This is a genomic window from Streptomyces sp. NPDC088147, from assembly GCF_044741565.1.
Taxonomy (GTDB): Bacteria; Actinomycetota; Actinomycetes; order Streptomycetales; family Streptomycetaceae; genus Streptomyces.
The window spans coordinates 427,196-448,059 of record NZ_JBIUSY010000003.1 but is presented as its reverse complement, the minus strand read 5'-3'; the positions used below and the strand labels follow the sequence as shown (position 1 = coordinate 448,059).

The following is a 20,864-nucleotide window of genomic DNA, read 5'->3' as shown; positions in this document are numbered from 1 at the left end:
GGAGAAGGGGCGGGGCAGGACAGGTGAACGGCGGGAAGCGAGAAGGTGCCGCGAATCGATGCTAACCGGCGGACGCCACCCTCAGGACACCGGAAGATGTCCCAGCCGACGTCGCGGGTTCATCTTGCCGTCCGGTCGGAACGCCCGCGTCCGTCCACGCCGATGCCCCCGTGTGCGACCTCGGGCCCCTGTGGCAAACTTCCCGCATGCTGGTGGCCGGTGGTGGGGTGTGAGCGAGCCTCGGTCTGCCCCGACGATCGGGCAACTCGTCCTGAGCAAGCAGCTCCAGGGGCTGCGCGAGAGAGCAGGCCTCAGCCGCGACGAGGCCGCCAGACTGCTGCATGTCGCGCCCGCGACGATACGGCGCATGGAGATGGCCGAGGTCGCGCTCAAGGTCCCGTACATACAGCTGCTGCTGCCCTCGTACGGTGTGACCGGCGACGAGGCCGTCGCCTTTCTCCAGCTGGTCGACGAGGCCAACAAGCCCGGCTGGTGGCAGCGCTTCCACGACGTTCTGCCGGAGTGGTTCGGCGGCCATGTCAGCCTGGAGGAAGCGGCCAAGACCATACGGTGCTACGAGCCGCATTTCGTGCCGGGGCTCCTCCAGACCGAGGACTACGCACGCGCGATCCTGACCTACGGCGAGGTCGGGCGGAACGATCCCGCACGCATAGAACGCCATGTGGCGCTGCGCCTGGCGCGCCAGTCGCTGCTGACCGGGCCGGACGCCCCGACCTTCTGGGTTGTCATGGACGAGACGGTTTTACACCGCCCCGTGGGCTCGTCCGCCGTGATGCGCGCCCAGGTGGACCGGCTGCTGGCCGCGACCGAGCTGCCGAATGTGACGCTCCAGATAGCCGAGTTCGCCGCCGGGCATCACCCCGGCACCTACAGCCCCTTCGTGCTGTTCCGATTCGCTATACCCGAATTGCCCGATATGGTCATCGTCGAATATCTGACCGGCGCCCTCTATATCGACAACACCGGTGAGGTGGCGGAGCACATGGAGGCGATGGACCGCATGGTGGCTCACGCGGAATCCGCGCGCCGCACCAAACAAATCCTCGCCGATTTCCGTAAGGAACTGTGAACCGAGATGACGGCAGGCACACCCAAGCCCCAGGTCGACACCAGCAAGCCCCACCCGGCGCGGGTGTACGACTACCTGCTGGGCGGTAAGGACAACTACCCGGTCGACCGGGAGATAGGGCAGCAGCTGCCCGAGGACTCCCGGCGCGACTCCCGGCTGAACCGCGCGTTCATGCACCGCGCCGCAGCCTGGGTGGCGCAGAGCGGGATCGACCAGTACCTCGACATCGGTACGGGCATCCCGACCGAGCCGAACCTCCACCAGATCGTCCAGAAGATCGCGCCGGCCTCGCGCGTCGTCTACACGGACAACGACCCGATCGTGCTGCGTCACGCCGAGGCCCTGCTGATCAGCACGCCCGAGGGCGCCACCGACTACATCGAGGCGGATGTCCGCCGACCGCACGAGATCCTCGAACACGCCCGCGGCTTTCTGGACTTCAGCAGGCCCGTCGCGCTGTCGCTCATCGCCCTGATGCACTTCATCCCGGACGAGGACGACCCGTACGGCATCGCCCGCACCCTGGTGGACGCGCTGCCGTCCGGCAGTGTCTTCGTCTTCTCGCAGGGCACCGCGGACTTCCAGCCGCAGAACCTGGTGGGCAAGGTCACCAACACGTACGGCAAGGGCGGCATCGCGCTCCGGCTGCGCACGCACGCCGAGGTCCTGCGGTTCTTCGACGGGCTGGATCTGGTGGACCCGGGGCTGGTGACGGCCCCGAAGTGGTTCAAGGGGACACCGGCGCCCGAGGACGAGCAGAGCTCGTTCTACGTGGGCGTGGCCAAGGTCCGCTGAGGCCGCGGCGGGGTTCACGGATCCACGGGTCCAGGGGTTCGCGGGTCCAGGGGTTCACGGGTTTGCGGTGGAAGTGCTCGGGCAGGCGCTCCTATGTCAAGGGAACGGCTCAACAGCTCGACAGTGAGGAGCGCGAACCATGACCACAGACAAGAAGTTCTCCGCGAAGGCCGACCAGGCCAAGGGCGCCATCAAGGAAACCGTGGGCCGCATGGTCGGGAACGAACGGATGACCGCCGAGGGCAGGGCCGAACGCGCCAAGGGCGATATGCGTACCGCCGGCCAGAAGGCGAAGGACGCGTTCCGCCGATGAGCGCGCCGCACAGCCCATTCGGCAGAGGTGGCCGTGCGTGCAGAGTTCAAGGGCGGTGGCCCGGCGGATGACATCCGCCGGGCCACCGCCCGTTTGCCGTTGGTGGCGGGGGCGGGCCATCACCGCGCGGGCGGCGCCGTGCGCTCGGCCGGTCGGGACGGTACCGCGCACGCGCCCACCCACACGCTGGTGATCGCGCTGATGTAGCGCGCCCCGCAGCGGTCCGTGGGCACCACCAGCTGGCTGCCCGCCGACTCCAGGCTGCGTCCGTCCATGGCCGTGGCCAGCAGGATCGGTACGTTGCCGAAGTCCGCGTCGATCTCCCCCCAGGAGAGCACCGTATGGTGCCCGTCCCCGCCGGTGACGGCGAGCAGGAACCGGGACCTGTCCTTGCGCCGGCGGGCGTCGAAGACCGGCTTCGCCTCGTCGACCACCTCCCGGAGCAGCGGCCCTTCGAAGGTGTGGCGCCGCGGCCCGCTGGTGGCACAGTCGAAGACCACCTCGGCGTGGTGCTGCTCCCAGCGCTCCCGCAGATCGGCGACGGTCAGCGAGAGCGGGCACGCGACCTCCCCGCGGAGGGTGAAGGCGGTACGCCCCGGGGCGGGCGGTCCGCCCGACGCCAAGGGGCCGGCCGAAGTCGCGGGGACGGCCGACGCGACGGGGACGGGCGGGGTCGGCGGCGTGGTCGTGCCTGGCGGCGGGCTGGGCCGGCTCATCAGATTCCCCCTCGGGAGGTCCGCTGAGAGTTCCGCGTGGCGGCTGCTTCCTGGTGATGCCCCGCCGACGGTCCGGGGAATCGCGGATGCGAGCCGACAGCGCTTCTTTGCCTCGCCTTTATGAGGTGGTGCCCGTGTCCGGGCTGGCAAGTGCGCACGCCGCGCGGCTGGTTCCCGGACGGGGAACCCGCCGCGCGGCTGGTTGCCGGACGGGGGAACGCCAAGGGCCCGGTCGGCTCCCCCGCTTACCCGCCGACCGGGCCCCGTCCTGTCTCCGCACGACCTGTTCAGCCTGTTCGGCCCAGGCGGGCCGTCCGGGCTGTCCCGGCCGTGCGGCCGTCCGGGCCGTTCAGTCCGTGACCTCTATCCGCCCGTTGACCTTGGCGCCGCCCGCCGTCTTCGTCTCCACGGCCGCCGCCGCCGCGCCAGCGCCCGTACTCGCACCCGCGCCCCCGGTCTTGCCCCCGGCGATGCCCTTCAGCAGCTCGGCCAGGTCGACTCCGGTGGTGGAGCTGAGCAGTTCGACGCCCTGCGCGACGTTGTCGGCGACCGTACGCGCCAGCTGACCCGCGCCGTCCGTCGAGATCACCGTCATCTTGTCCACCGCGCTCAGCGGCTCGGACGCCTTCGCGACGACCGACGGCAGCACCTCCACCAGCATCTGGAGGACGGCCGCGTCCCCGTACCGCGCGAACGCGTCGGCCTTCTTGTGCATCGCGTCCGCCTCGGCGGAACCCTTGGCGCTGATCGCGGCGGCCTCCGCCTCGCCCTCGATCCGTACGGCGGCGGCGAGCGCGGCGCGGTGCGCCTTCTCGCCCTCACCGGTGAGCCGGGACCGCTCGGCGTCCGCCTCGGCCTGCTTGACCAGCGCGATCCGCCGGGCCTCGGCCTCCTGCTCGGCCTGGTACCGCGCGGCGTCCGCGGGCTTGCGCACCTTGGTGTCCAGCTCGCGGTCGGTCAGCGCGGCCTGGCGCTGGGCCACCTTCTCCTGCTCCATGAGCACGTCCTGCTCGCGCGCCGCCTGTGCCAGCGGTCCGGCCGCCGCCGCGCGCGCCGCCGCCTCGTCCGTCTCGGCCTTGATCTCGGCCTGCTTCAGATAGAACGTCCGCTGGGCGATCGCGATCTCTTCCTCGGCCTTGAGCCGCGCCTGTTCGGCGGCGCGGCGCGCCACCGCCTCGGCGATGTCGGCCTCCTGCTTGGCGCGCGCGGCCTCGGGCCGGCCGAGGTCCTCCAGATACGAGCCCTCGGTGGTGATGTCCTGGATCTGGAAGGCGTCGAGCACCAGGCCCTGCCCGGAGAGGCTCGCCTCGGCCTCCTCCGCGACCTGCCCCGCGAAGGCCGCGCGGTCGCGGATGATGTCCTCGACCGACATCCGGCCGACGATGGAGCGCAGCGCACCCGAGAGCACTTCCTGGGTGAAGCCGACGATGCCGCCCTGCTGCTGGAGGAAGCGCTGGGCCGCGGCCCGGATCGAGTCCTCGGTGCCGCCGACCTTGACGATGGCGACGCCTTCCAGGTTCGCCTTCACACCGCGCAGCGTGACCGCGCCGCGCACGGCCACCGGGATGTGCCGGCTGGACAGGTCCAGCGTGAACTTCTGCTGGACGAACGGGACGACGAAGACGCCGCCGCCGACCACGACCTTCTGGCCGCTGGTGTCCATGGACACCCGGCCGGTGGCCGGATCGGTCGACTGCTTGCCGCGCCGCCCGGTGACGATGAACGCCTGGCTGGGCCCGGCGACCTTGTAGCGCGTGATGACGGCGAGTGCCAGCAGGACGACGAGTGCGACGACCCCCAGCACGGCGATGAGAAGTGGACTCATGGTGCTCTCTCCCTTGCCTCCCGTGTCTCCCGGCCCCTCCCGAGAGGACGACGAGAGGACGACAAGAGGACGGCAAATCGAGGCGATTGAAGCGGTGTGGCGTGATTGGTGCGACAAGTGGGCGACAGATGGCGACAGATAGCGACAGGTGGGGGAACGGACGTGCGACGGACGTGCGACGGATGAGGACGGACGGGTCGGCGCTGGACGGGTTGGCGACGCGCGGTGCGGCGCTGGACGGACGGAGCGACGTTGGACGGACGGAGCGGCGACGCGCGGGTCAGCGCTGAACGGGACGCACCAGGACCGAGGTCGACGAGAGCGTCTCCTCCACCCAGATCTCGGCGCCGTTCGCCACGGGCTGCGCGCTCTTCGCGGAGTACTTCACCGGCTGGCCGCCGAGCCGCAGCAGCACCTCGCCGTAGCCCCCGGCCGGAATCGCGGTGACCACCGTGCCCGCCGAGCCCACGAGATCGTCGCCCCGAGGTGTGACGGCGGTCTGATCACGCATCAGCGCCCTGCTGAACTTCCAGGTCAGCCACCCGGCACCGAGCCCGGCCGCCACCCCCGTGACGGCGGCCGGTCCCGTACCGAGCGGGGTGGTGCTCAACACGATCGCGCCACCGAAGCCCAGCATCGAGACGAACCCGGCGATCACCGGCAGCGAGAGCAGCCCGTCGAAGAGTCCGTTCAGCACCCCGACCCCGTCGAAGAGCCCCTCCAGAATGCCGTCGAAGATCAGCGACAGGACGAGCAGCGCGATCCCCGCGATGCCGAGACCGAGAAAAAAGGTCATCGGATCCATCGGTACCCCCCTCCCCCTCTGCCGCTTGTTTCCCCGGCAGGCCCCCATGGTCCCATCTTTGCCCGGAACCGGACATTGCCGTTTTCCGGCAGTCTTAACGCGTTCTTAATGCCGACAGCAGAAGGTCTCCCGGGCGCGGAAGGCCGCCGGTACGTCGAGCGGCCTTCCGGCTCAGAAGGTCTTCGCCGGCCAGTCCATGAGCCTGGCCCCGATCACGGCGGTTTGCAAGGTGTAGCGATGCACCGGATCGGCGGGGTCGGCGCCGGTGAGTTTGTGGATCCGCTCCAGCCGGTACGTCAGGGCGCGCACGCTCAGCGAGAGCCGCCGCGCGGCCTCCGCCGCCACACATCCCGCTTCGAAGTAGACGGAGAGCGTCTCGATCAGCGGCTCGGCCCCGCCGCGCGCCGCCTCCAGCGGACCGAGCGTGCTGAGGACGAGTTCCGTCATGGCCTCCCGGTCCCGGGTGAGGACCGGATAGACGAGCAGATCGGCGGCGTGCAGGACGGGACCGTCCATGTCGAGCCGGTCCGCGAGGTCGAGGACGTTCAGCGCCTCCTCGTACGACCACACCACCCCGCTCACTCCGGGGCGCGGCCGGCCGATGGCGACCCGGCCGCCGTCCGTGGCGGCGAACGCCTGCTTGGCGAAGTAGGCGAGGACCTCGCCCTGGTCGCCCGGCGCGATACAGACGAGCCGGCCCGCCTTCGTGGTGAGCAGCACGCTGCGATCGCCGAACCGGCTGATCAGCGCCTGCTCCACCGAGCGCGGTACGGCGTCCTCCTCGTCGTAGGCGACGAATCCCTCCGCGACCGCCACGGCGTGCTCGTACGAGAGCCGCAGCCCGAACCGCTCGGCACGCTCCGCCAGCCGCCCCGGATCGCTGCGTCCGTACAGCAGATCGTCGATGAACTCCCGGCGCGCGGCGACCTCTTGCCGTACGGCGAGCCGCTGGGCCCGTTCGTACCCCTCGGCGAACGCGTCCACGGCCTGCTCGACGGCGGCGAGCACGCTGTCGACGGAGCCGGAGGCGCCGCTGCCGCCGGTGCCGCCGCCGCTGTCGTCGCGGGGGGAGGCGGTGCGGGTGGAGGCGGTGACGGGCCAGTGCGCGCGGGCCGCGGCGAGATGCGCGCCGATCAGGGCACGCAGCCCGAAGCCGGCCTCCGCGGCCCGTTCCCCCAGCTCCCGGCGGGCCAGCATCTCGTCCCGGGTGAGCCGGCGGCCTGTCGAGGCCGCCGCCTCCAGGATGCGGGCGTACCCGTCCAGGAACTCGTCGGGTATGCCATTCCCTGTCACGCCTGCCCCTGCCTGAGATCTCGGTATACGGAGGTCACGCGACCTACGGAGGTCACGCGACCTACGAGTGTCATGTGTCCCCACCATGGTGCACGGGGGGCGCGAGGGGCGGCGGTGCTGGCGATCCGGATTCCGGCGGGATTCCCGACCGGATTCGTTCCGGCCGGATTCCGACCGGGTTCGTTCCGGGCGGACCGGGGGTGTGAGGTGTCCCGTCTACTTGCAGACGGGACAGGTCACCTTCTTGCGCGTGCCGTCCTGGTGCTCGTAGACCCATCCCTTGCCGTGACAGGTGCCGCAGTCAGCCAACGGAAGCTCCCGCGGTCGTTGCCGTGCCGGCCGCCGCTTCGCCGAGGGCGCGGACGGCGGGTACGGCCGGGTCGTCGACCCACACGTACTGGCGCTCCGGGGTGACGGTGAAGCCGATACGGTCCAGCCCGGGGCGGCCTTGACGGGTCCAGGCGCGGTGGACGGACTCGGCCTCGTCCCATAGGTCACGCGGCCCGGTCTGCGTCAGCCGGCCGCCTTCGTCGACGGTGGCGCGGGAGACCCCGTCGGTCAGCAGCACGCTCCCGGAACCGCTCACCCAGGGCTCGTCCCCGACGAGGGAGGCGAGCAGGACCTGAAGGCCGGGGGCGGGGTCGAGCAGTGACTCGGTGCCGAATTCCAGGGAGCGGACACGGGACGGTGGGGTGTCGTCGGCGCCGGTCGCGCCCTCGTCCGTTTGCTGGTGCTGGTGCTGGTGCTGGTGCTGGTGCTGGTGGGGCTGGGGCAGCCGCTGTGAACGCAAGGGCATATACGAGCACTCCTCCCCGAACCGGCCGGTGGCCGAGCCGTCGTCGAGGACGGTGAGACGCAGGAGCCTGCCGATGGGCGGGTTGTACGGGAGAACGATGTGCCCGCCGGGACGAGTGCGCTCCACCCATACGTACGGGACGTGTGTGATGCCACAGGTGACATGCACGCGGTCGAACAATCCGTCGGAGTGGCTGTGCGGGGTTTGCAGTTCGGTGGCCGCGTCTCCGGTGACGACGCTCGGGTGGAGGCCGCAGCGGGCGAGGTTCTCGGCGGCGGTCCTGGCCAGATCGGGGTCGATCTCGACGGTGGTGACGAGGGCGTCGTCCCCGGTGAGGTATGCGCAGAGCCCGGAGGTCCAGCCGGTACCACCTCCGACATCCAGCACCCGGTCACCGGGTCGTACGGCGAGGTGCCGTAACCCGGCGGTGACGAGGAGGGGGCTGGAGGCGGCACAACTCGGCGCGGTCGACGGAGCCGCCGCGTTGGCCGGGGTGAGCGCGGTCCGGCCGCCGTCGAGCTGAGTGACGATCACGCTGTCGGAGTACACGGCCCGCCACCAACGATCCGGGTCACGGTGCTGATCGATCCAGTACCCGGAGGCGGCGGCGGGAGGCGTGCCGGCGCCTTGGGGCACGGCCCAGGCCCGGGACGGAATGAACTCGTGCCGGGGTACGCGGATCAACGCGTCGGCGAGGGCGTCGGGTTGGGGTGGCGTGGGTGCAGGCGGCGGCGGGGGCGGCATGGCGATCCTCTCGGTCGGGGACTGGGCGGGCGTGGGGTGCGGGGTGTGGGGCGCGGGTATGCGGGGCGGTCACTGCGGTGGCGAGTCCCCGAAGATGCGCTGGAACAGCTCGGCTTCGTCGGGGAGGGGGGTGGGGGTGCCGCCGGGGGTGGGGTTGGGTGTGGGCGGGGACGCGTCCGGGCGCGGGTCGGCCGTGGGCATCACGAGCGTCCCGCCCACGCCGAACATGTCGATCAACATCGACAGACGCCGCCGCGCCTCACTGCCCGTTGTACGGCTGGATGGTTCTGGTGGGGGTGGGGGTGGGGCCATGGCATGGGTGCCCTTCTCCTCAGCGCGCGATGCGGGGGCAGAGTTGTCCCCCGCCCACGCGCCGGCATGACGAGCGGCGGGAGGGGGACAACCCTTCGGGACTCTCCCCAATGAGGCGCGGGACGGGGAGAGTTGCGCCGGTCAGGGCGATGTCCTGCCGAGGGGACGACCCTGAATCGGCGACGCACAGCGACCGTAGCGTCACAGATGGGTGAGGCGCAACAGTGTTCCGTCCCAGAGTTGCGCCCGTATATGCCGGACGCCCCTCACCGGCGAGAGGTGAGGGGCGTCTGGGTGCGGGCGTTCGTCAGATCAGGTGATCGAACTCTCCGGCCTTGACGCCAAGGAGGAAGGCGCGCAGTTTCTCGGGGCTTGTCGTGACGACGGTGTCGGGGGTTTCGCTTTCGCGCATCTTGATCTGCCCGTCGACGCTGGCCAGTTCGACGCAGTTCGGATTGTTGTCACCCCCTGAGAAGGAGGATTTCTGCCATTCAATGTGGTTGGTCATGCCGCTCACTCACATTTCTTGTGCGATGCGTTGGATGAATTTGCTCGACTCGGCGGCGCTGAGTGAGATCGCCTCGACCGCCTCGATAAGCGCCCGGTACTTGACGAGTTGAGCCTCGGCGTCCAGATAGTGGGCGTCGAACGCGCTGTCAATCTGAACGGTGTCCAGTTGCGGTATCACGGCGCCCGCGTAGAGCATCGAGTGGACCGAACAAGTGATCCGTGCATCGAAGGGGATGATGCGGATCGTCACGCTCGGCCAGAGCGAAACCTCATGCAGGAAATCCATCTGGGCCCGCATGACTTCGGCGGAGCAGTACCTCATGCGAAGTGCTGCCTCGTGGATGAGCGCCTCGAACTTCGGCGGGTTCGGGCGATCGAAGATCTCGCGACGCCTCATGCGATGCTCTACGCGTGCATTGACCTCGGAGGACTGGAAGCTGGTCACACCGCTTGCGATCAGCTCGCGAGCGTATTCGGCCGTCTGGAAAATTCCTGGCACATAGAGCATTTGAACGGCACGCATGTAGGTCGCATGGTGTTCCAGCTCCGACTGGTCCAGGAAGCCTGGCGGAAGAATTCCTCGGTAATCCTCCCACCATCCTTTTCCGCGCTCCTCCGCCATGCTTGCGAGCGCGTCGATGAGGTGCTTGTCCGTAGCCGAGCAGTGGGTGGCGATTCGGCGGACTCGCTCCGCGCTCACTCCGTACCGTCCCGACTCCAGGTGGCTGACCTGGGCCCGTTCGCCGCCCAGGAAAGCTGCAACCGTGCTCCCGGACATGCCGGCTCGCTCCCGCAGCTTTCTCAACTCAGCGCCCAGTCGCTTCTGTCGGGCGGTCGGGTAAGCCCTTGGCGGCATGAACCTCTCCCTCTCTGGTCACAACGAGTGTGCCGTCCCACAGTGCCATGGGTCCACCCATATGAGTGCGACAACCGTCCCACTGTTGCGCCGTACCTATGTTGCGCCCTACGGTCCATGGTGCGACGCAGCGTGCCATCTGGCCCGAAGTGCAGTCACTTGCATGCCCGTTGAGCGGGCGCGAGCGGCCAAGGACACGGGCTGTCGCCCAAGCAGCGCTGCCACGTTCCGCGTTGGGAGATGACGACATGACCACTGTGACCGCCACCGCAACCCCCGTACCCCCGCCGCCCCGGGGCGCCGAGACCTACCGGCTGGCCCTGCCCAGCACGGCGACCGCGCCGAGGATCGCGCGTGACTTCGTCACGTCGCTCCTCGGGCTCAGTCGGCACCGCAACCTCGTCGACGACGCGCGCCTCTGCGTGACCGAGGTGGTCACCAACGCGCACCGGCACACCCGTACGCCCCTGATCCGCGTCCGTGTGACGGTCAACCGCAAACAGGTCACCGTCTCCGTCGCGGACAACAAACCGTGGGCGCTGCCCACGCCCGCCGCGCGTACCGCGCCGGGCGCGAACCGCGCGGGAGGCGAACAGGATTCGGGCCGTGGGCTCGTCCTCGTGGAGAGCCTGGCTCTCGCGTGGGGGTCGACCGTCTACGGGGGATCCTCGCCCAGCCACAAGAGCGTCTGGTTCACGTTGTCCGAAGTCAGGAATGAGGTGCCCGGTCGATGGAACCGGTAACGGATCCGGCGCTGTGGGGTGTTGTGTCGATCGCGATGAGTGCGGTCGTGCTGGGGGTGTGGGTGTTGTGTGCGGTCATGCCGGCGGTGGACAGTGCCGCTGTTCCGCTGGTGCCGGTGGATGCGGAGGAGGGGTACACGTACACCTGCTACTGCTGCCCCGATCCGGTGAGGGTCACGGTTCGTGCGCCGCAGGCGCACTTGGTGGGGCGTGTTCCTGGTGGTCGGCGGCCGGTCAGGACCGAGGGGTAGTCGGGCTCACCCGGAAGGTGTGGTGTCGGGTGGGGGCCGCCCCTGATCTCTGAGTTTCGCGGCTTCGGGTTGGGCGTCAAGGGCGCTCCTGCGTCGCGTCGGCTACGCCGATTCCGCTGCGCTCCACCCTGGACACCCACCCCTCCACCGCAAGTGCAGCTTCGAGGGGGGCGGCCCCGGGGGGGAGGGGTCCCCGGAGAGGCACCTCTGTTGCGGGGGCCGGTTGCCGACCGCCGCTCGGTAGGCCCTGCGGGGCTGCGCGGCAGTGGTGTGGGGCCGCCCGGCACCGGCTCAGCGAGCTGATGTGAGTGGGAAGTTGGGCTTCATGCCCCGCTGGTGAGGGTCCGTTGTCGGCCGCTCCTGTAGCCCGAGGCGGACGAGACCCTCACCCTGCCCCCTATGCCCCAGTTTGGCGGGCCTTTCGGAGGGTCCCGCGGCCGGTCATGCGTCCCGCCGCCAGCTAACCGGGCTCCGTGGCGCCCCACGACCTTTGATCGGCCCGCTGTCGTCTGCTGGGGCGCGGGGGTGGAGTGGGCGGCCGGGCCCCGGCTCGGCGTCTTACCCCCGTGGAGGGTCGGCTTGGGTATGCGCCGGAGCATCAGGGTTCGGCGGGGCGGAATACTCCGAGCAGGGGTGCGGCTGACCTGCTCATGGGTGAGATTTGCGTGACTGGCGCGACGGGCAATGTCGGCCGACAGGTTGTTGTTCAGCTCCTGGCCACGGGCACCGCTGTGCGTGCCTTGGTGCGTGATCCCGAAGCGGTCGGACTACCGGAGGGAGTCAAGGTCGTAGGTGGGGACCTGTCCGAGCCCAAGACGCTGGAGGGGGCACTGAAGGGGACCAGCGCAGTGTTCCTGGTCTGGCCTTTACTGACGACCGAGGCGGCGCCCGCCGTACTGGAGGTGATTGCACGGCATGCCCACCGCATCGTCTATCTCTCCTCGTCGGGGGTGAACGAGGACGCTGAACGGCAGACCGACCCGATTAACCAGCTCCATGCCGACATGGAGCGCCTGATCGAAAAGTCCGGCCTGGAGTGGACCGTCCTGCGCGCGGCCACCATCGCGTCCAACGCCCGGGGGTGGGCCGAGCAGATCCGCACCACGCATGTGGTCCGCGGTCCCGACATGGCAGCTACGGCGGTGGTCCACGAACGCGATATCGCAGACGTGGCGGTACGGGTGCTGACCGATGACGGGCATGTGGGCGCGAAGCACGTCCTGACCGGCCCGCAGGTACTGAGCAGAGCCCAGCAGATACACATGATCGGGGAAGCGATCGGCCGCCCGGTGTCCTTCGAGGAGGTCCCGGTACAGGTCGCGCGACAGTAGATGCTCGCCGACGGCAGGCCACCCGCTCTCGTCGAGGCGCTCTTGGCCAGCGTGGAAACGCGGCCCGCATCGAACGTGATCACCTCCACGGTGGAACAGATCGCCGGAGCGCCGTCGCGCACGTTCCGCGCATGGGCGCAGGAGCACGCGGAGGAATTCCGCTAGGTCGCCGTCCAGAGTCCCAGCCCGCCTCGACGACCAGGCGGATGGCGGTGTGTGGGTGATGGGGCGGGTGTGACGGGAGAGGGGGCGAGTGGGCCCCTGAGAGGCCGTGGTGTGTCGTGGAGCCAGGTCAAGTGGACATGGGACGCATGACCGGCCGCGGGACCCCCTGAAAGGCTCACCAAACTGGGACATAGGGGGCGAGTGTCCCTCTCATCCGCCTCGGGCTACAGAAGCACCCGACAACGGACCCTCACCAGCGGGGCATGAGCCCCAACTTCCCACTCACATCAGCTCGCTGAGCCGGTGCCGGGCCGCCCCATTGCACTGCTGCGCAGACCACCCACCGGCCGGTGAGCCGGGAATGGACCCCCGCAACAGAGGTGCCTCTCCGGGGACCCCTCCCCCCGGGGCCGGCCCCCCTCGAAGCTGCACTTGCGGCGGAGGGGTGGGTGTCCAGGGTGGAGCGCAGCGGAATCGGCGTAGCCGACGCGACGCAGGAGCGCCCTTGACGCCCAACCCGGAGCCGCGAAACTGAAACCTCAGGGGCGGCCCCCACCCGACACCACACCTTCCGGGTGAGCCCGGCTACCCCTCGGTTCTGACCGGTAGTCGAAAGCGATCCCCCACCAGCGGGGCATGAGTCCCAGCCGCCCACGGGGATCAGTCGCTATGCCGGGGCCCGGCCGCCCCACTCCACTGCCGCGTAGACCACCCACCGACCTGCGGTCCGCGACGGACCGCAGGGGCGAAAGAGCTTTCCCGGGGGCCTTGAGCTACGAGGCGCGCCACGTCGTTGCCGCGTGACGTCCGGGCCCGTAGATCTGGGCCAGTGCCTCATCGGCCTTTTCCGGGCTGCCCGTACGCAAGAGGGCCCGGAAGCCATCCCAGTCGGGAACGCGGCCGTCCAGTCCCCACTGATCGTTCGGGATGGTGTAGATGTGCGCCCATGGCCCGTGCGCCGGCAGCGGAGCAGTACCGAATACCGATCGCACGGCCTCGGTGGTCTTGATCAGCATGGCACGGGAGTCTTCGGGCGTGGGGAGCAGTTTCTGAGGCGCGACGATGTCGAGTTGGACCCGGGAGCTGGGATCGGCACCGGCGACATTGCCCGGTGCGTACCAGTTCTCGGGCTCGAACTCGAAGAACTGCACCCAAGACGTCTCCTTGTGGGTCTGGTTGTTGACCAGATCCTCGACGTCGGCCACGGCCTGGATGAGTTGTGCGCCGAGCTCCTCCTTCTGTGCGGCACTCAGATAGCCCTTCATCGCGTGCACGCGAACGAAAACCATGTGCGTGGGTCCTTCCGGTCGCTGGTGGACGGCCAACCCTGAGCCGGGAAAGGCGGCCGGTCTCACCAGGCACGCTGACCCGTGGAGTTCCATCACCTGATCGGGCGAGGCGGTGTCGGGCGCGGTGTGCGCGTTCGGGATCGGTCACCGTGACCGATCCCGAACGAAGAGGATCACGAGGACGAAGAGGATCACGAAGACGAGGACGAGGACGACGACGAGGACGAGGACGAGGACGAGGACGGAGTCTGCTTCATCTCGTCGACGACGGCGCGCGTGATGATGGCGCTGGTGTTGTTGACGGTGCCGGGCTTGATCACCACACCGTCCTCCTCCATCTGCTTCACCTGGACACTGCGTTCACCGAGGAAGGCATGGGTCTTCTTGTCGAAGATCCACTCCTCGCGCGCGCCGCTGGTCTCGTCCGTCCGGGCGACGGCGACGCCGGGTCGGCCCGCCGCGTCGACGGCGTCGTTCACGACGACGACCCCGGGGATCTTCGCGGCGGTCCTGAACAGCGCCGAGTACAGCTTCGCGGGCGGGTAGCTCTCGCCGAGCAGGTCCCCGATCGTGCTGAACGCCTGCTGGTCGGGGGAGTTGCCGTGGCCGGCGGTCTCCTTGTAGATCTTCGCGAGCAGCTGGTCGGGGTCGGTGGTGAGCTTGGTCAGGTAGTCGTACGACGGACCGTTCAGGTCGGCCTTCCTGGGGTTGCCCTGCTCGTCGGGCAGGCTCAGGGTCTCGCCCTCGGGGCTGTCGTTGACCGCGGGGTCGATCAGCCAGCCCTTGGTGCCGTCGGCCGACATCCAGCTCTGCCGGGTGCTCAAGGGGTTGCCGGCGAGGCTGCTCTTGCCGTCCACGGTCTTGACGAAGGTGCCGGCCGTCTTGGACTCGATGTAGATGAACTGGCCGGGCCGGACGTTCGGGTGGGTCGTACCGGAGGAGGCGGCGAGCGAGATCCGGTCGAGCAGCTGCGGTACGCCGTCGGCGCTGGCGGAGCCGATGTCGGTGGTCAGGACCGGCCCACTGGCGAGATCGTTTCCGCCACCGCCGTTGTCGAGCACCGAGGCGGTCACGATCACGCCCGCCACGACCGCGGCCATCGCGGGCAGCGCGATCGCCGGACGCGGCAGCCGCCGGGTCTTCTTGGCGGAGGCGGAGGCGGAGGCGGAGGCCGGGGTGGGGGCGGGGGTCGCCGTACGGGCTTCGTTCTGCTGGATGTCGTGGATCTGGGCCATCAGACGCTCCTTGTGGAACTGGTGACGGCCCGGCGGCAGGTCGCGCGCTGTCCGGGACATGAGCTGGGCGCTCTCGTCCATATCGGCCGGATGCTGCCGGGACGGGTTCGCGTTCATCGGTTTCCTTCCTGTGCGGGCCGGATCGCGTTGTCGTGATCGCCTCTTATCTGTCGGACGGGGAGGACGGCTTCCCGTTTCCCGCGAGCTTTTTTCCTGACCCTCTCCCGAGCGGGGCGCGACAGCTCGGTCGCCGGCCGGGGCGTGGCGCCCGGCGGGCGGGCGAGTTCGGCCTCGGCCAGCGCGCGCAGCTTCTTGCGGGCCCGGGACAGCCGGGAGGCGACCGTACCGACGGGGATGCCGAGCGCCTCGGCCGCCGCCTCGTAATCCAGGCCCTCGCCCAGGCAGAGCGCGATGACCTCCCGCTCCGTCCGGCGCAGCGCGGCAAGGGAGGTGAGAACGGTCGCGAGACGCCGGCGGTCGTCGACCCGGCCGGCCACCTCGTCGGCGTGGTCGGGAAACGACAGCTCGGCCGCCGCGGCGGCGTTGGCGGCGGCCCGGTACCGGCGGTTGGACCGGAACTGGTTCCGCGCGGTGTTGGTGGCGATCCCCAGCAGCCAGGGCCGGAGCGAACCCCCCTCGGGGTCCACTCTGCCCCGCAACCTCCATGCCTCCATGAACGTGGCGGCCATGACGTCCTCGGCGGTCGACCAGTCGGCGGTCAGCCGGAACGCATGGTTGTAGACCGCGCGCGCGTAGCTGTCGAACAGCTCGGCGTACGCGCTCGAATCCCCGGCTCTGATCCGGGTGCGCAATTGAGTGCTCACCTCAGGAAGCTGTCCGGCACCACACATCGACTTCCCGTGACCTGTGCCACATGCCACATGCCACTCACTGGCTCACTCCTGTCGCGGGGCTTCGGCGGGCTTCGGCGGGCTTCGGCGGGCTTCGGCCTGGTCCGGACGGACCGTGTCCTGGTGGTGGCGCCCGCGCTCGCCTACGTACTCTGAAGAGCACACCGGAACGGACCGTGCGTCCCCCTTTCAGAGGAGCCGGAATGACGCCGATCATGAGCAAGCCGGACGCCGCGGACCTGGTGGTCGCCGCCCGGATCCGACGCGGACTGTCCTGGTCCGACATCGCCGACGAACTCGGCGCGCCGCTCGTATGGACGACCGCCGCCCTGCTGGGTCAGCACCCGATGACACGGGAACAGGCCGTGCAGGTCTGTCAGTTGCTGGGGCTGCCCGAGCCGGTCGCCGAGAGCCTCCAGACCCAGCCGTACCGCGGCACCGACCAGGCGTTGATGGCCGACCCCACCATCTACCGCTTCGTCGAGGCCCTCTCGGTCTACGGCCCCGCGCTCAAGGAGCTGATCCACGAGGAGTTCGGCGACGGCATCATGAGCGCGATCAACTTCCGCGTCGACATCGCCCGCCGTCCCGACCCCGACGGGGACCGGGTCGTCGTCACGTTCGACGGCAAGTTCCTCGACTACAAGTGGTGATCGCGCCACCGGGACACCCGGGAGGGGACGACCGGAGAGTTCTCCCGCCGTCCCCGCACCGAGTGCCGCGTGTGCCGCCTCGTCAGTAGCCTCGCCAGACGTTGTCGAAGGCGTCCTGCTCAATGGACCGCCGCTGCCGTACGGCCTCCAGCTCCAGCAACGCCTCATTGACCGCGACGAGTACGGTCTCGACCGCGTCGTCGGCGGTGTCCGGTGTCTCGGTATCCGCTACCGCTGTGCCCGGCGCCGCCGTGCCCGGCGCTGTCGTATCCGGTGCCTCGTTGTCCGGAGTCGCCTCGTCGCCGGGAGTCGCCTCGTTGCCCGGTGTCTCGTTGCCCGGTGTCTCGGTGTCGGGAGTCTCGGTGTCCGGCGCCGCCGTGTCCTGTGTCCCGGTGTCCGGTGCCTCGTCCGGTTCCGCGTCGCCGATCCCCACGGCCGTCGCGAGGGCCACGAGGACCGGTTCGTTCGCTGCCCAGCGGTCCCCCGCCAGGCGGCGATCGGGCGTGTCGACCAGCGCCGTCCGGCCGGTCCGGAAAGGCAGCAGTCCGCGACGCCGGCGCGTCAGTTGTCCGTCCGTCTCCAGGGCCGACAGATAGGCCGGGGCCAGGCCCAGCCCCCGGCGCCACAGCCAGTCGGCGACCGTCTCGTACGGCGCTTCCCGTGCGAGCGACTCCGCGGCCTGGTCCAGCAGGCGATCGGCGATGGCCGGCCGGTGGCCGGGCACGATCCGGTCGCCGTCCAGCCGGATGGCCTCGGCCGCCAGGAGGTCGATCAGCTCGGCTCCCGCCAGCGCGAGCGACAGCTCACCCGCCGCCGGGGGATCGGGCGTCACGTCCATAGCGGTGATCATCAAGTCCCGGGCTGTGGTCATAGAGGGCTCCACCTCACTGGCATCGGGAGACAGGGTCGGGGCTTCTGCTCCCCGCCAGTCTCAGCCAACGAACTGCTGCCCACCATCGATGTCGTACGTCGCGCCCGTAAGTGCCGTGTTGGTCATGATATGGACGGCGAGCGCCGCGACATCGGCCGGTCCGACCACGCGGCCGATCGGGAGGGTGTTCCGCAACTCCTCGCGGCGGGCGTCGAGTCCCTCGCCCAGGAGCCCCGCGGACAACGGTGTGTCGACGAACCCGGCCGCGATGAGATTGACGCGGATCGGCGCCAGCTCCAGTGCGAGGCTCGCCGTGAGCACGGGCAGCGCGGCGGTGACCGCGGGTGCGAACCCGAGGCCGGGACGGATCCGCCGGGCGCCGGTGCCGCCCATGTGCAGCAGCGAGCCACCGGGCCGCACTCGTCCGACGGCGAGGCGGGCGACGTCGAGCGGCAGCAGCATGTGGTCGCTCGCCGCCCGGCGGGCCTGATCCCGGTCCATGTCGAGGAGCCGCCCGTAGGCCGGATGCCCGGCCGTGACCATCACATGGTCGATCCACTCCGGCAGTTCCTGGAAGAACCGCTTCAGCTGCGCCGGGTCGTTCGCGTCGAACGCCGCGGTGCTGAGCGCGTCGGTGTCCGTCGCCGCCCGCCGTAGCCGCTCGGGGTCCCGGCCGGTCAGAATCACGTCGGCACCTTCGGCGCGGGCGTGCATGGCCGTCGCGAGCCCGATGCCCGCGCTCCCGCCGATGACGACAACGGTCTGCCCGAGCAGGGCGGGGTCGCGGTGGACGGGAGAGACAGATGCCGCGGTGCTCATGATTCTTCCTCTCCGCCTCCCCGTACGCCCTCTCTGTACGGTCGTCCTCTCTGTACGGTCGCTCTTTTCCTGCCACGTCGCACCTTGAACGGCCGGGTGAGTTGTTGCCCGGAGGGAACAAAGGTTAGGTTCGCCTTATTTAGGTCCGGAAGAGTCCGGCCTGTCGTCAGGGGGCCCCACCGTGTCCAGTACGTTCACCCGTCGCCGTATCACCGTGGCCGCCGCGGCCACCGCGCTCGCCGTCACGCTCGCCGGATGCGGCGGCGACGACAAGGCCGCGGACAAGGGCGGCAAGGCTGCGGACGGCGGTACCGGTACGCACACCGTCACGACGGTCATGGGCGAGGTGAAGGTCGGCGACGCGCCGGAGCGGGTCGTCGTACTGGACACGGACGCGCTCGACTCGGCCGTCACGCTCGGCATCACACCGGTCGGCGCCACCACCGTCGTCGACAAGGCCCCCTTCTCCACGTACCTCCCCGAGGACAAGCTCAAGGGCATCCAGCCCGTCGGCCTGATCGCCGAACCGAACCTCGAAGCCATCGCCGCGCTCAAGCCGGACCTGATCCTGAGCAGCAAGGTCCGCGACGAGAAGAACTACCAGGCCCTCTCGGCGATCGCCCCCACCGTCTTCTCCGACACCACCGGGCCGACCTGGCGCGAGAACTTCGACCTGCACGCGGACGCCCTGGGCAGGAAGAACGAGGCGAAGAAGGTCGTCGCCGACTACGACGCGCACGTCAAGCGGCTGACCGACGCGCTCGGCGGCGCCGCGAAGGCGAAGCGGACGAAGGTCGGCTTCGTACGGTTCGTGGAGGGCGCGGACACCCGGCTCTACCTGAACGACACCTTCGTCGGCTCCCTCTTCAAGGATCTCCAGGTCGGCCGCCCCGCCAACCAGGACACCACCGGCTTCTCGGTCGACGTCAGCCCCGAGCAGATCGACAAGGCCAACGCCGACGTCATCTTCTACTCCACCTACGGCGACGCGAAGAAGGCCAAGGAGACCGACACCATCGGCGGTCCGCTCTGGAAGAACCTGGACGCGGTGAAGAAGGGCACGGCCTTCAAGGTCGACGACAACCTGTGGATGCTCGGCATCGGTTACACCGGCGCGGGCCGGGTGCTGGACGCGATGGAGAAGAGCTTCGCCGCCGCCGCGTCCTAGCCACCGGGGCTATGTGTATCGGCTGTGGTTCTGATTCTGATTCTGATTCTGGTTGTGGCTGTGGCTGTGGCTGTGGTTGCGGGGGTGCAGCGGCAGCGCGGCGAGCGCGAGCAGAATGGCGAGTCCGAGCATCATCATCGTCGCGGGCACGGGCCGCTCGGCGCGCCAGAGCTGGACCGGCAGTCCGATCCCGGGCACGCGCAATCGTGCTACGCCTTGGAGCGCCGTGGGCCGGACCGGGGTGGAGTCCGCTGTGGAGTTGGCGTCACCTTTGGTGATCAGATCGCCGTTGGGAAGCACCTGGTGGACCCGATGGGTGAGCAGACGGCTGGGTCGTGTGGGGTCCTGGGCCAGCACGATCTGGCCCACCGCCGGTGTGCGGTCGCGCTGTGGTGGCTGGTAGAGGACGACGTCGCCCGGCGCGAGGGCGGGACGCATGGAGCCGGACTGCACCACGCCCGCTGTCCAGCCCAGCGCCAGCACGGGGAAGTGCGCCCACACCAGCAGCCCGATCATCGAGCCGAGCACGGTACGTGAGATGACCGAGGTGATCACGCGGATCGGGTGCGGGGCGCTCTGGGCGGTGGGCCGGAGGAGCGCGTCGGCGGCCAGGCCACGCGGGAGCGTCACGTGTGTTCCCGTGCTTCCCAGGTGAAGATCACTTCGTTGGTGTTCCCGGCCTGCGCGCTGTTGGGCGCGCTCGGGCTGAACTTCCACGAGAAGCGGAAGCTCAGCGAGTTGGGCGGCTTGCCGGACAGGTGCCAGGGACCCACGCCGGTGCGGAAGTCGGTGTGCAGGGCGACGAGCTGGTCCAGACTGCCGTCGTACACGGTCCTGTGCCGGGTGAAGCCGTCGCAGTCCCCGAAGGTGCCGCCGCTGCCCACATCGATGTCGAGGTCGATGAAGGATTGGTAGTTGTTGGGCCAGTTCTGTGAGCTGGTGTACATCTTGAGCGCGGTGGGGACGTCGGCGTTCGACTTGATCTTGATGCAGTTGGAGCCCGTGTCGCCGGGGCGCATCTTGTCGATGTCGAACATGGGCGCCTTGCTGTCGTTGGCCAGCCCCGCCGAGCTGGCGGTCCAGGTGTTGCCGCTGTTGCTGCTGGTCCCACTCCAGTCGGCGTTGGTGGCGCCCCAGACCAGAGCACCGCTGAGCAGTAATCCGAGAGGAACAGGCACCACCTGTGCCAGCACGTTCAGCCAGGGACGCGCCATCTACCCACTCCGATCAGTTCCATCACTTTTGGTGCATATTGTCTCCTCCTCCTGTCTCCTGTGGCGGCGCCGCTCCGTGTCACAACCCGGGTCGGACGCGGGCTCGATTTCCCTGAGGAGGGTCGGGAACCGGAAACGCCGCCTCACATCCGCTCCGAGCGCGGGTCGCACTGTCATGACATCGCGGCTGATGACCACCAGCGACCGCTGTCGGCCGAA

The 20,864-nt window shown here is 69.5% G+C and carries 23 protein-coding genes; 8 read left to right on the top strand and 15 right to left on the bottom strand.

The genetic code is table 11. The annotated features are described in order from the left end of the window. The first annotated feature begins 229 nt into the window (after window positions 1-229). The 3 genes from ACIOGX_RS12810 to ACIOGX_RS12800 all read left to right on the top strand — a co-directional run bounded on the left by ACIOGX_RS12810 (window position 230) and on the right by ACIOGX_RS12800 (window position 2,198). Window positions 230-1,090, top strand: coding sequence for a helix-turn-helix transcriptional regulator (locus tag ACIOGX_RS12810; protein ID WP_356517991.1), 861 nt, complete (start codon window positions 230-232; stop codon window positions 1,088-1,090). A 6-nt stretch (window positions 1,091-1,096) separates the two neighbouring features. Further along, a complete protein-coding gene (locus tag ACIOGX_RS12805; RefSeq protein WP_383968164.1) occupies window positions 1,097-1,885 on the top strand; it encodes an SAM-dependent methyltransferase in 789 nt (262 codons plus the stop codon). Window positions 1,886-2,024: 139 nt separating this feature from the next. Continuing rightward, window positions 2,025-2,198, top strand: coding sequence for a CsbD family protein (locus ACIOGX_RS12800; protein WP_356517987.1), 174 nt, complete (start codon window positions 2,025-2,027; stop codon window positions 2,196-2,198). Window positions 2,199-2,317: 119 nt separating this feature from the next. Here ACIOGX_RS12800 and ACIOGX_RS12795 read toward each other — a convergent pair whose 3' ends face one another. The 8 genes from ACIOGX_RS12795 to ACIOGX_RS12760 all read right to left on the bottom strand — a co-directional run bounded on the left by ACIOGX_RS12795 (window position 2,318) and on the right by ACIOGX_RS12760 (window position 10,055). Continuing rightward, window positions 2,318-2,914, bottom strand: a complete 597-nt coding sequence (locus ACIOGX_RS12795) for a molybdopterin-dependent oxidoreductase (protein WP_401912647.1) — start codon at window positions 2,912-2,914, stop codon at window positions 2,318-2,320. 349 nt (window positions 2,915-3,263) lie between these two features. Beyond that, window positions 3,264-4,739, bottom strand: coding sequence for an SPFH domain-containing protein (locus ACIOGX_RS12790; RefSeq protein ID WP_356517983.1), 1,476 nt, complete (start codon window positions 4,737-4,739; stop codon window positions 3,264-3,266). Window positions 4,740-5,019: 280 nt separating this feature from the next. Then, the gene (locus ACIOGX_RS12785) at window positions 5,020-5,535 is read right to left on the bottom strand and encodes a hypothetical protein (protein ID WP_129771948.1); all 516 of its coding nucleotides are present in this window, start codon (window positions 5,533-5,535) and stop codon (window positions 5,020-5,022) included. 180 nt (window positions 5,536-5,715) lie between these two features. After that, window positions 5,716-6,837, bottom strand: a complete 1,122-nt coding sequence (locus ACIOGX_RS12780; RefSeq protein ID WP_401912644.1) for a PucR family transcriptional regulator — start codon at window positions 6,835-6,837, stop codon at window positions 5,716-5,718. Window positions 6,838-7,138: 301 nt separating this feature from the next. Continuing rightward, entirely contained in the window at window positions 7,139-8,182 is a 1,044-nt protein-coding gene (locus ACIOGX_RS12775) for a protein-L-isoaspartate O-methyltransferase (protein WP_401912641.1), read from the bottom strand. A gap of 264 nt (window positions 8,183-8,446) precedes the next feature. Then, window positions 8,447-8,617, bottom strand: coding sequence for a hypothetical protein (locus ACIOGX_RS12770; protein ID WP_356517977.1), 171 nt, complete (start codon window positions 8,615-8,617; stop codon window positions 8,447-8,449). Window positions 8,618-8,996: 379 nt separating this feature from the next. Beyond that, window positions 8,997-9,197 (bottom strand): DUF397 domain-containing protein, encoded by a 201-nt coding sequence (locus ACIOGX_RS12765; protein ID WP_356518161.1) that lies wholly within the window; start codon window positions 9,195-9,197, stop codon window positions 8,997-8,999. 9 nt (window positions 9,198-9,206) lie between these two features. Further along, entirely contained in the window at window positions 9,207-10,055 is an 849-nt protein-coding gene (locus ACIOGX_RS12760) for a helix-turn-helix transcriptional regulator (RefSeq protein ID WP_356517975.1), read from the bottom strand. Between the two features lie 248 nt (window positions 10,056-10,303). Here ACIOGX_RS12760 and ACIOGX_RS12755 point away from each other — a divergent pair, with 248 nt between their 5' ends. From ACIOGX_RS12755 to ACIOGX_RS12745, 3 genes are all read left to right on the top strand, one after another. Further along, complete coding sequence (locus tag ACIOGX_RS12755) at window positions 10,304-10,798, top strand: ATP-binding protein (protein ID WP_401912638.1); 495 nt, start codon at window positions 10,304-10,306, stop codon at window positions 10,796-10,798. A gap of 916 nt (window positions 10,799-11,714) precedes the next feature. After that, the gene (locus ACIOGX_RS12750; protein ID WP_401912635.1) at window positions 11,715-12,380 is read left to right on the top strand and encodes an SDR family oxidoreductase; all 666 of its coding nucleotides are present in this window, start codon (window positions 11,715-11,717) and stop codon (window positions 12,378-12,380) included. Further along, window positions 12,381-12,545 (top strand): hypothetical protein, encoded by a 165-nt coding sequence (locus ACIOGX_RS12745; RefSeq protein ID WP_401912633.1) that lies wholly within the window; start codon window positions 12,381-12,383, stop codon window positions 12,543-12,545. It abuts the gene before it with no gap. A gap of 773 nt (window positions 12,546-13,318) precedes the next feature. On the opposite strand, the gene ACIOGX_RS12740 is transcribed toward ACIOGX_RS12745, so the two are convergent. From ACIOGX_RS12740 to ACIOGX_RS12730, 3 genes are all read right to left on the bottom strand, one after another. Further along, the gene (locus ACIOGX_RS12740; RefSeq protein WP_356517804.1) at window positions 13,319-13,834 is read right to left on the bottom strand and encodes a hypothetical protein; all 516 of its coding nucleotides are present in this window, start codon (window positions 13,832-13,834) and stop codon (window positions 13,319-13,321) included. A gap of 191 nt (window positions 13,835-14,025) precedes the next feature. Then, window positions 14,026-15,186, bottom strand: coding sequence for a CU044_5270 family protein (locus ACIOGX_RS12735; protein ID WP_401912631.1), 1,161 nt, complete (start codon window positions 15,184-15,186; stop codon window positions 14,026-14,028). Next, complete coding sequence (locus tag ACIOGX_RS12730; protein ID WP_401912628.1) at window positions 15,183-15,893, bottom strand: RNA polymerase sigma factor; 711 nt, start codon at window positions 15,891-15,893, stop codon at window positions 15,183-15,185. The genes ACIOGX_RS12735 and ACIOGX_RS12730 overlap by 4 nt, the downstream gene beginning before the upstream one ends. A 230-nt stretch (window positions 15,894-16,123) precedes the next feature. On the opposite strand from ACIOGX_RS12730, the gene cynS reads away from it, so the two are divergent. After that, complete coding sequence (cynS, locus tag ACIOGX_RS12725; protein ID WP_356517797.1) at window positions 16,124-16,573, top strand: cyanase; 450 nt, start codon at window positions 16,124-16,126, stop codon at window positions 16,571-16,573. A gap of 82 nt (window positions 16,574-16,655) precedes the next feature. Here the strand turns inward: cynS and ACIOGX_RS12720 are convergent, their stop codons facing one another. Together ACIOGX_RS12720 and ACIOGX_RS12715 are read right to left on the bottom strand one after the other, a co-directional pair. Next, window positions 16,656-17,444, bottom strand: a complete 789-nt coding sequence (locus ACIOGX_RS12720) for a GPP34 family phosphoprotein (RefSeq protein WP_401912624.1) — start codon at window positions 17,442-17,444, stop codon at window positions 16,656-16,658. 60 nt (window positions 17,445-17,504) lie between these two features. Next, window positions 17,505-18,263: an SDR family oxidoreductase gene (locus ACIOGX_RS12715; protein WP_383969776.1), complete on the bottom strand. Its 759-nt coding sequence runs from the start codon at window positions 18,261-18,263 to the stop codon at window positions 17,505-17,507. 181 nt (window positions 18,264-18,444) lie between these two features. On the opposite strand from ACIOGX_RS12715, the gene ACIOGX_RS12710 reads away from it, so the two are divergent. Continuing rightward, on the top strand, window positions 18,445-19,431 hold the full coding sequence (locus ACIOGX_RS12710; protein WP_401912621.1) for an ABC transporter substrate-binding protein: 987 nt from the start codon (window positions 18,445-18,447) through the stop codon (window positions 19,429-19,431). Window positions 19,432-19,440: 9 nt separating this feature from the next. On the opposite strand, the gene ACIOGX_RS12705 is transcribed toward ACIOGX_RS12710, so the two are convergent. Continuing rightward, window positions 19,441-20,061, bottom strand: coding sequence for a S26 family signal peptidase (locus tag ACIOGX_RS12705; RefSeq protein ID WP_401912618.1), 621 nt, complete (start codon window positions 20,059-20,061; stop codon window positions 19,441-19,443). After that, window positions 20,058-20,645 carry a hypothetical protein gene (locus ACIOGX_RS12700; RefSeq protein WP_383969767.1) on the bottom strand — a complete coding sequence of 196 codons (588 nt, stop codon included), beginning with the start codon at window positions 20,643-20,645 and terminating at the stop codon, window positions 20,058-20,060. The genes ACIOGX_RS12705 and ACIOGX_RS12700 overlap by 4 nt, the downstream gene beginning before the upstream one ends. Window positions 20,646-20,864 lie beyond the last annotated feature (219 nt).

What these genes read in the sequence shown, in the direction of transcription:
- ACIOGX_RS12805 (WP_383968164.1), top strand. Translation starts at nt 1,097, where the DNA reads ATGACGGCAGGCACACCCAAGCCCCAGGTCGACACCAGCAAGCCCCAC.
- ACIOGX_RS12800 (WP_356517987.1), top strand. Translation starts at nt 2,025, where the DNA reads ATGACCACAGACAAGAAGTTCTCCGCGAAGGCCGACCAGGCCAAGGGC.
- ACIOGX_RS12795 (WP_401912647.1), bottom strand. Translation starts at nt 2,914, where the DNA reads ATGAGCCGGCCCAGCCCGCCGCCAGGCACGACCACGCCGCCGACCCCG.
- ACIOGX_RS12790 (WP_356517983.1), bottom strand. Translation starts at nt 4,739, where the DNA reads ATGAGTCCACTTCTCATCGCCGTGCTGGGGGTCGTCGCACTCGTCGTC.
- ACIOGX_RS12785 (WP_129771948.1), bottom strand. Translation starts at nt 5,535, where the DNA reads ATGACCTTTTTTCTCGGTCTCGGCATCGCGGGGATCGCGCTGCTCGTC.
- ACIOGX_RS12770 (WP_356517977.1), bottom strand. Translation starts at nt 8,617, where the DNA reads ATGTTGATCGACATGTTCGGCGTGGGCGGGACGCTCGTGATGCCCACG.
- ACIOGX_RS12765 (WP_356518161.1), bottom strand. Translation starts at nt 9,197, where the DNA reads ATGACCAACCACATTGAATGGCAGAAATCCTCCTTCTCAGGGGGTGAC.
- ACIOGX_RS12760 (WP_356517975.1), bottom strand. Translation starts at nt 10,055, where the DNA reads ATGCCGCCAAGGGCTTACCCGACCGCCCGACAGAAGCGACTGGGCGCT.
- ACIOGX_RS12755 (WP_401912638.1), top strand. Translation starts at nt 10,304, where the DNA reads ATGACCACTGTGACCGCCACCGCAACCCCCGTACCCCCGCCGCCCCGG.
- ACIOGX_RS12745 (WP_401912633.1), top strand. Translation starts at nt 12,381, where the DNA reads ATGCTCGCCGACGGCAGGCCACCCGCTCTCGTCGAGGCGCTCTTGGCC.
- ACIOGX_RS12740 (WP_356517804.1), bottom strand. Translation starts at nt 13,834, where the DNA reads ATGGTTTTCGTTCGCGTGCACGCGATGAAGGGCTATCTGAGTGCCGCA.
- ACIOGX_RS12735 (WP_401912631.1), bottom strand. Translation starts at nt 15,186, where the DNA reads ATGAACGCGAACCCGTCCCGGCAGCATCCGGCCGATATGGACGAGAGC.
- cynS (WP_356517797.1), top strand. Translation starts at nt 16,124, where the DNA reads ATGACGCCGATCATGAGCAAGCCGGACGCCGCGGACCTGGTGGTCGCC.
- ACIOGX_RS12720 (WP_401912624.1), bottom strand. Translation starts at nt 17,444, where the DNA reads ATGACCACAGCCCGGGACTTGATGATCACCGCTATGGACGTGACGCCC.
- ACIOGX_RS12715 (WP_383969776.1), bottom strand. Translation starts at nt 18,263, where the DNA reads ATGAGCACCGCGGCATCTGTCTCTCCCGTCCACCGCGACCCCGCCCTG.
- ACIOGX_RS12700 (WP_383969767.1), bottom strand. Translation starts at nt 20,645, where the DNA reads ATGGCGCGTCCCTGGCTGAACGTGCTGGCACAGGTGGTGCCTGTTCCT.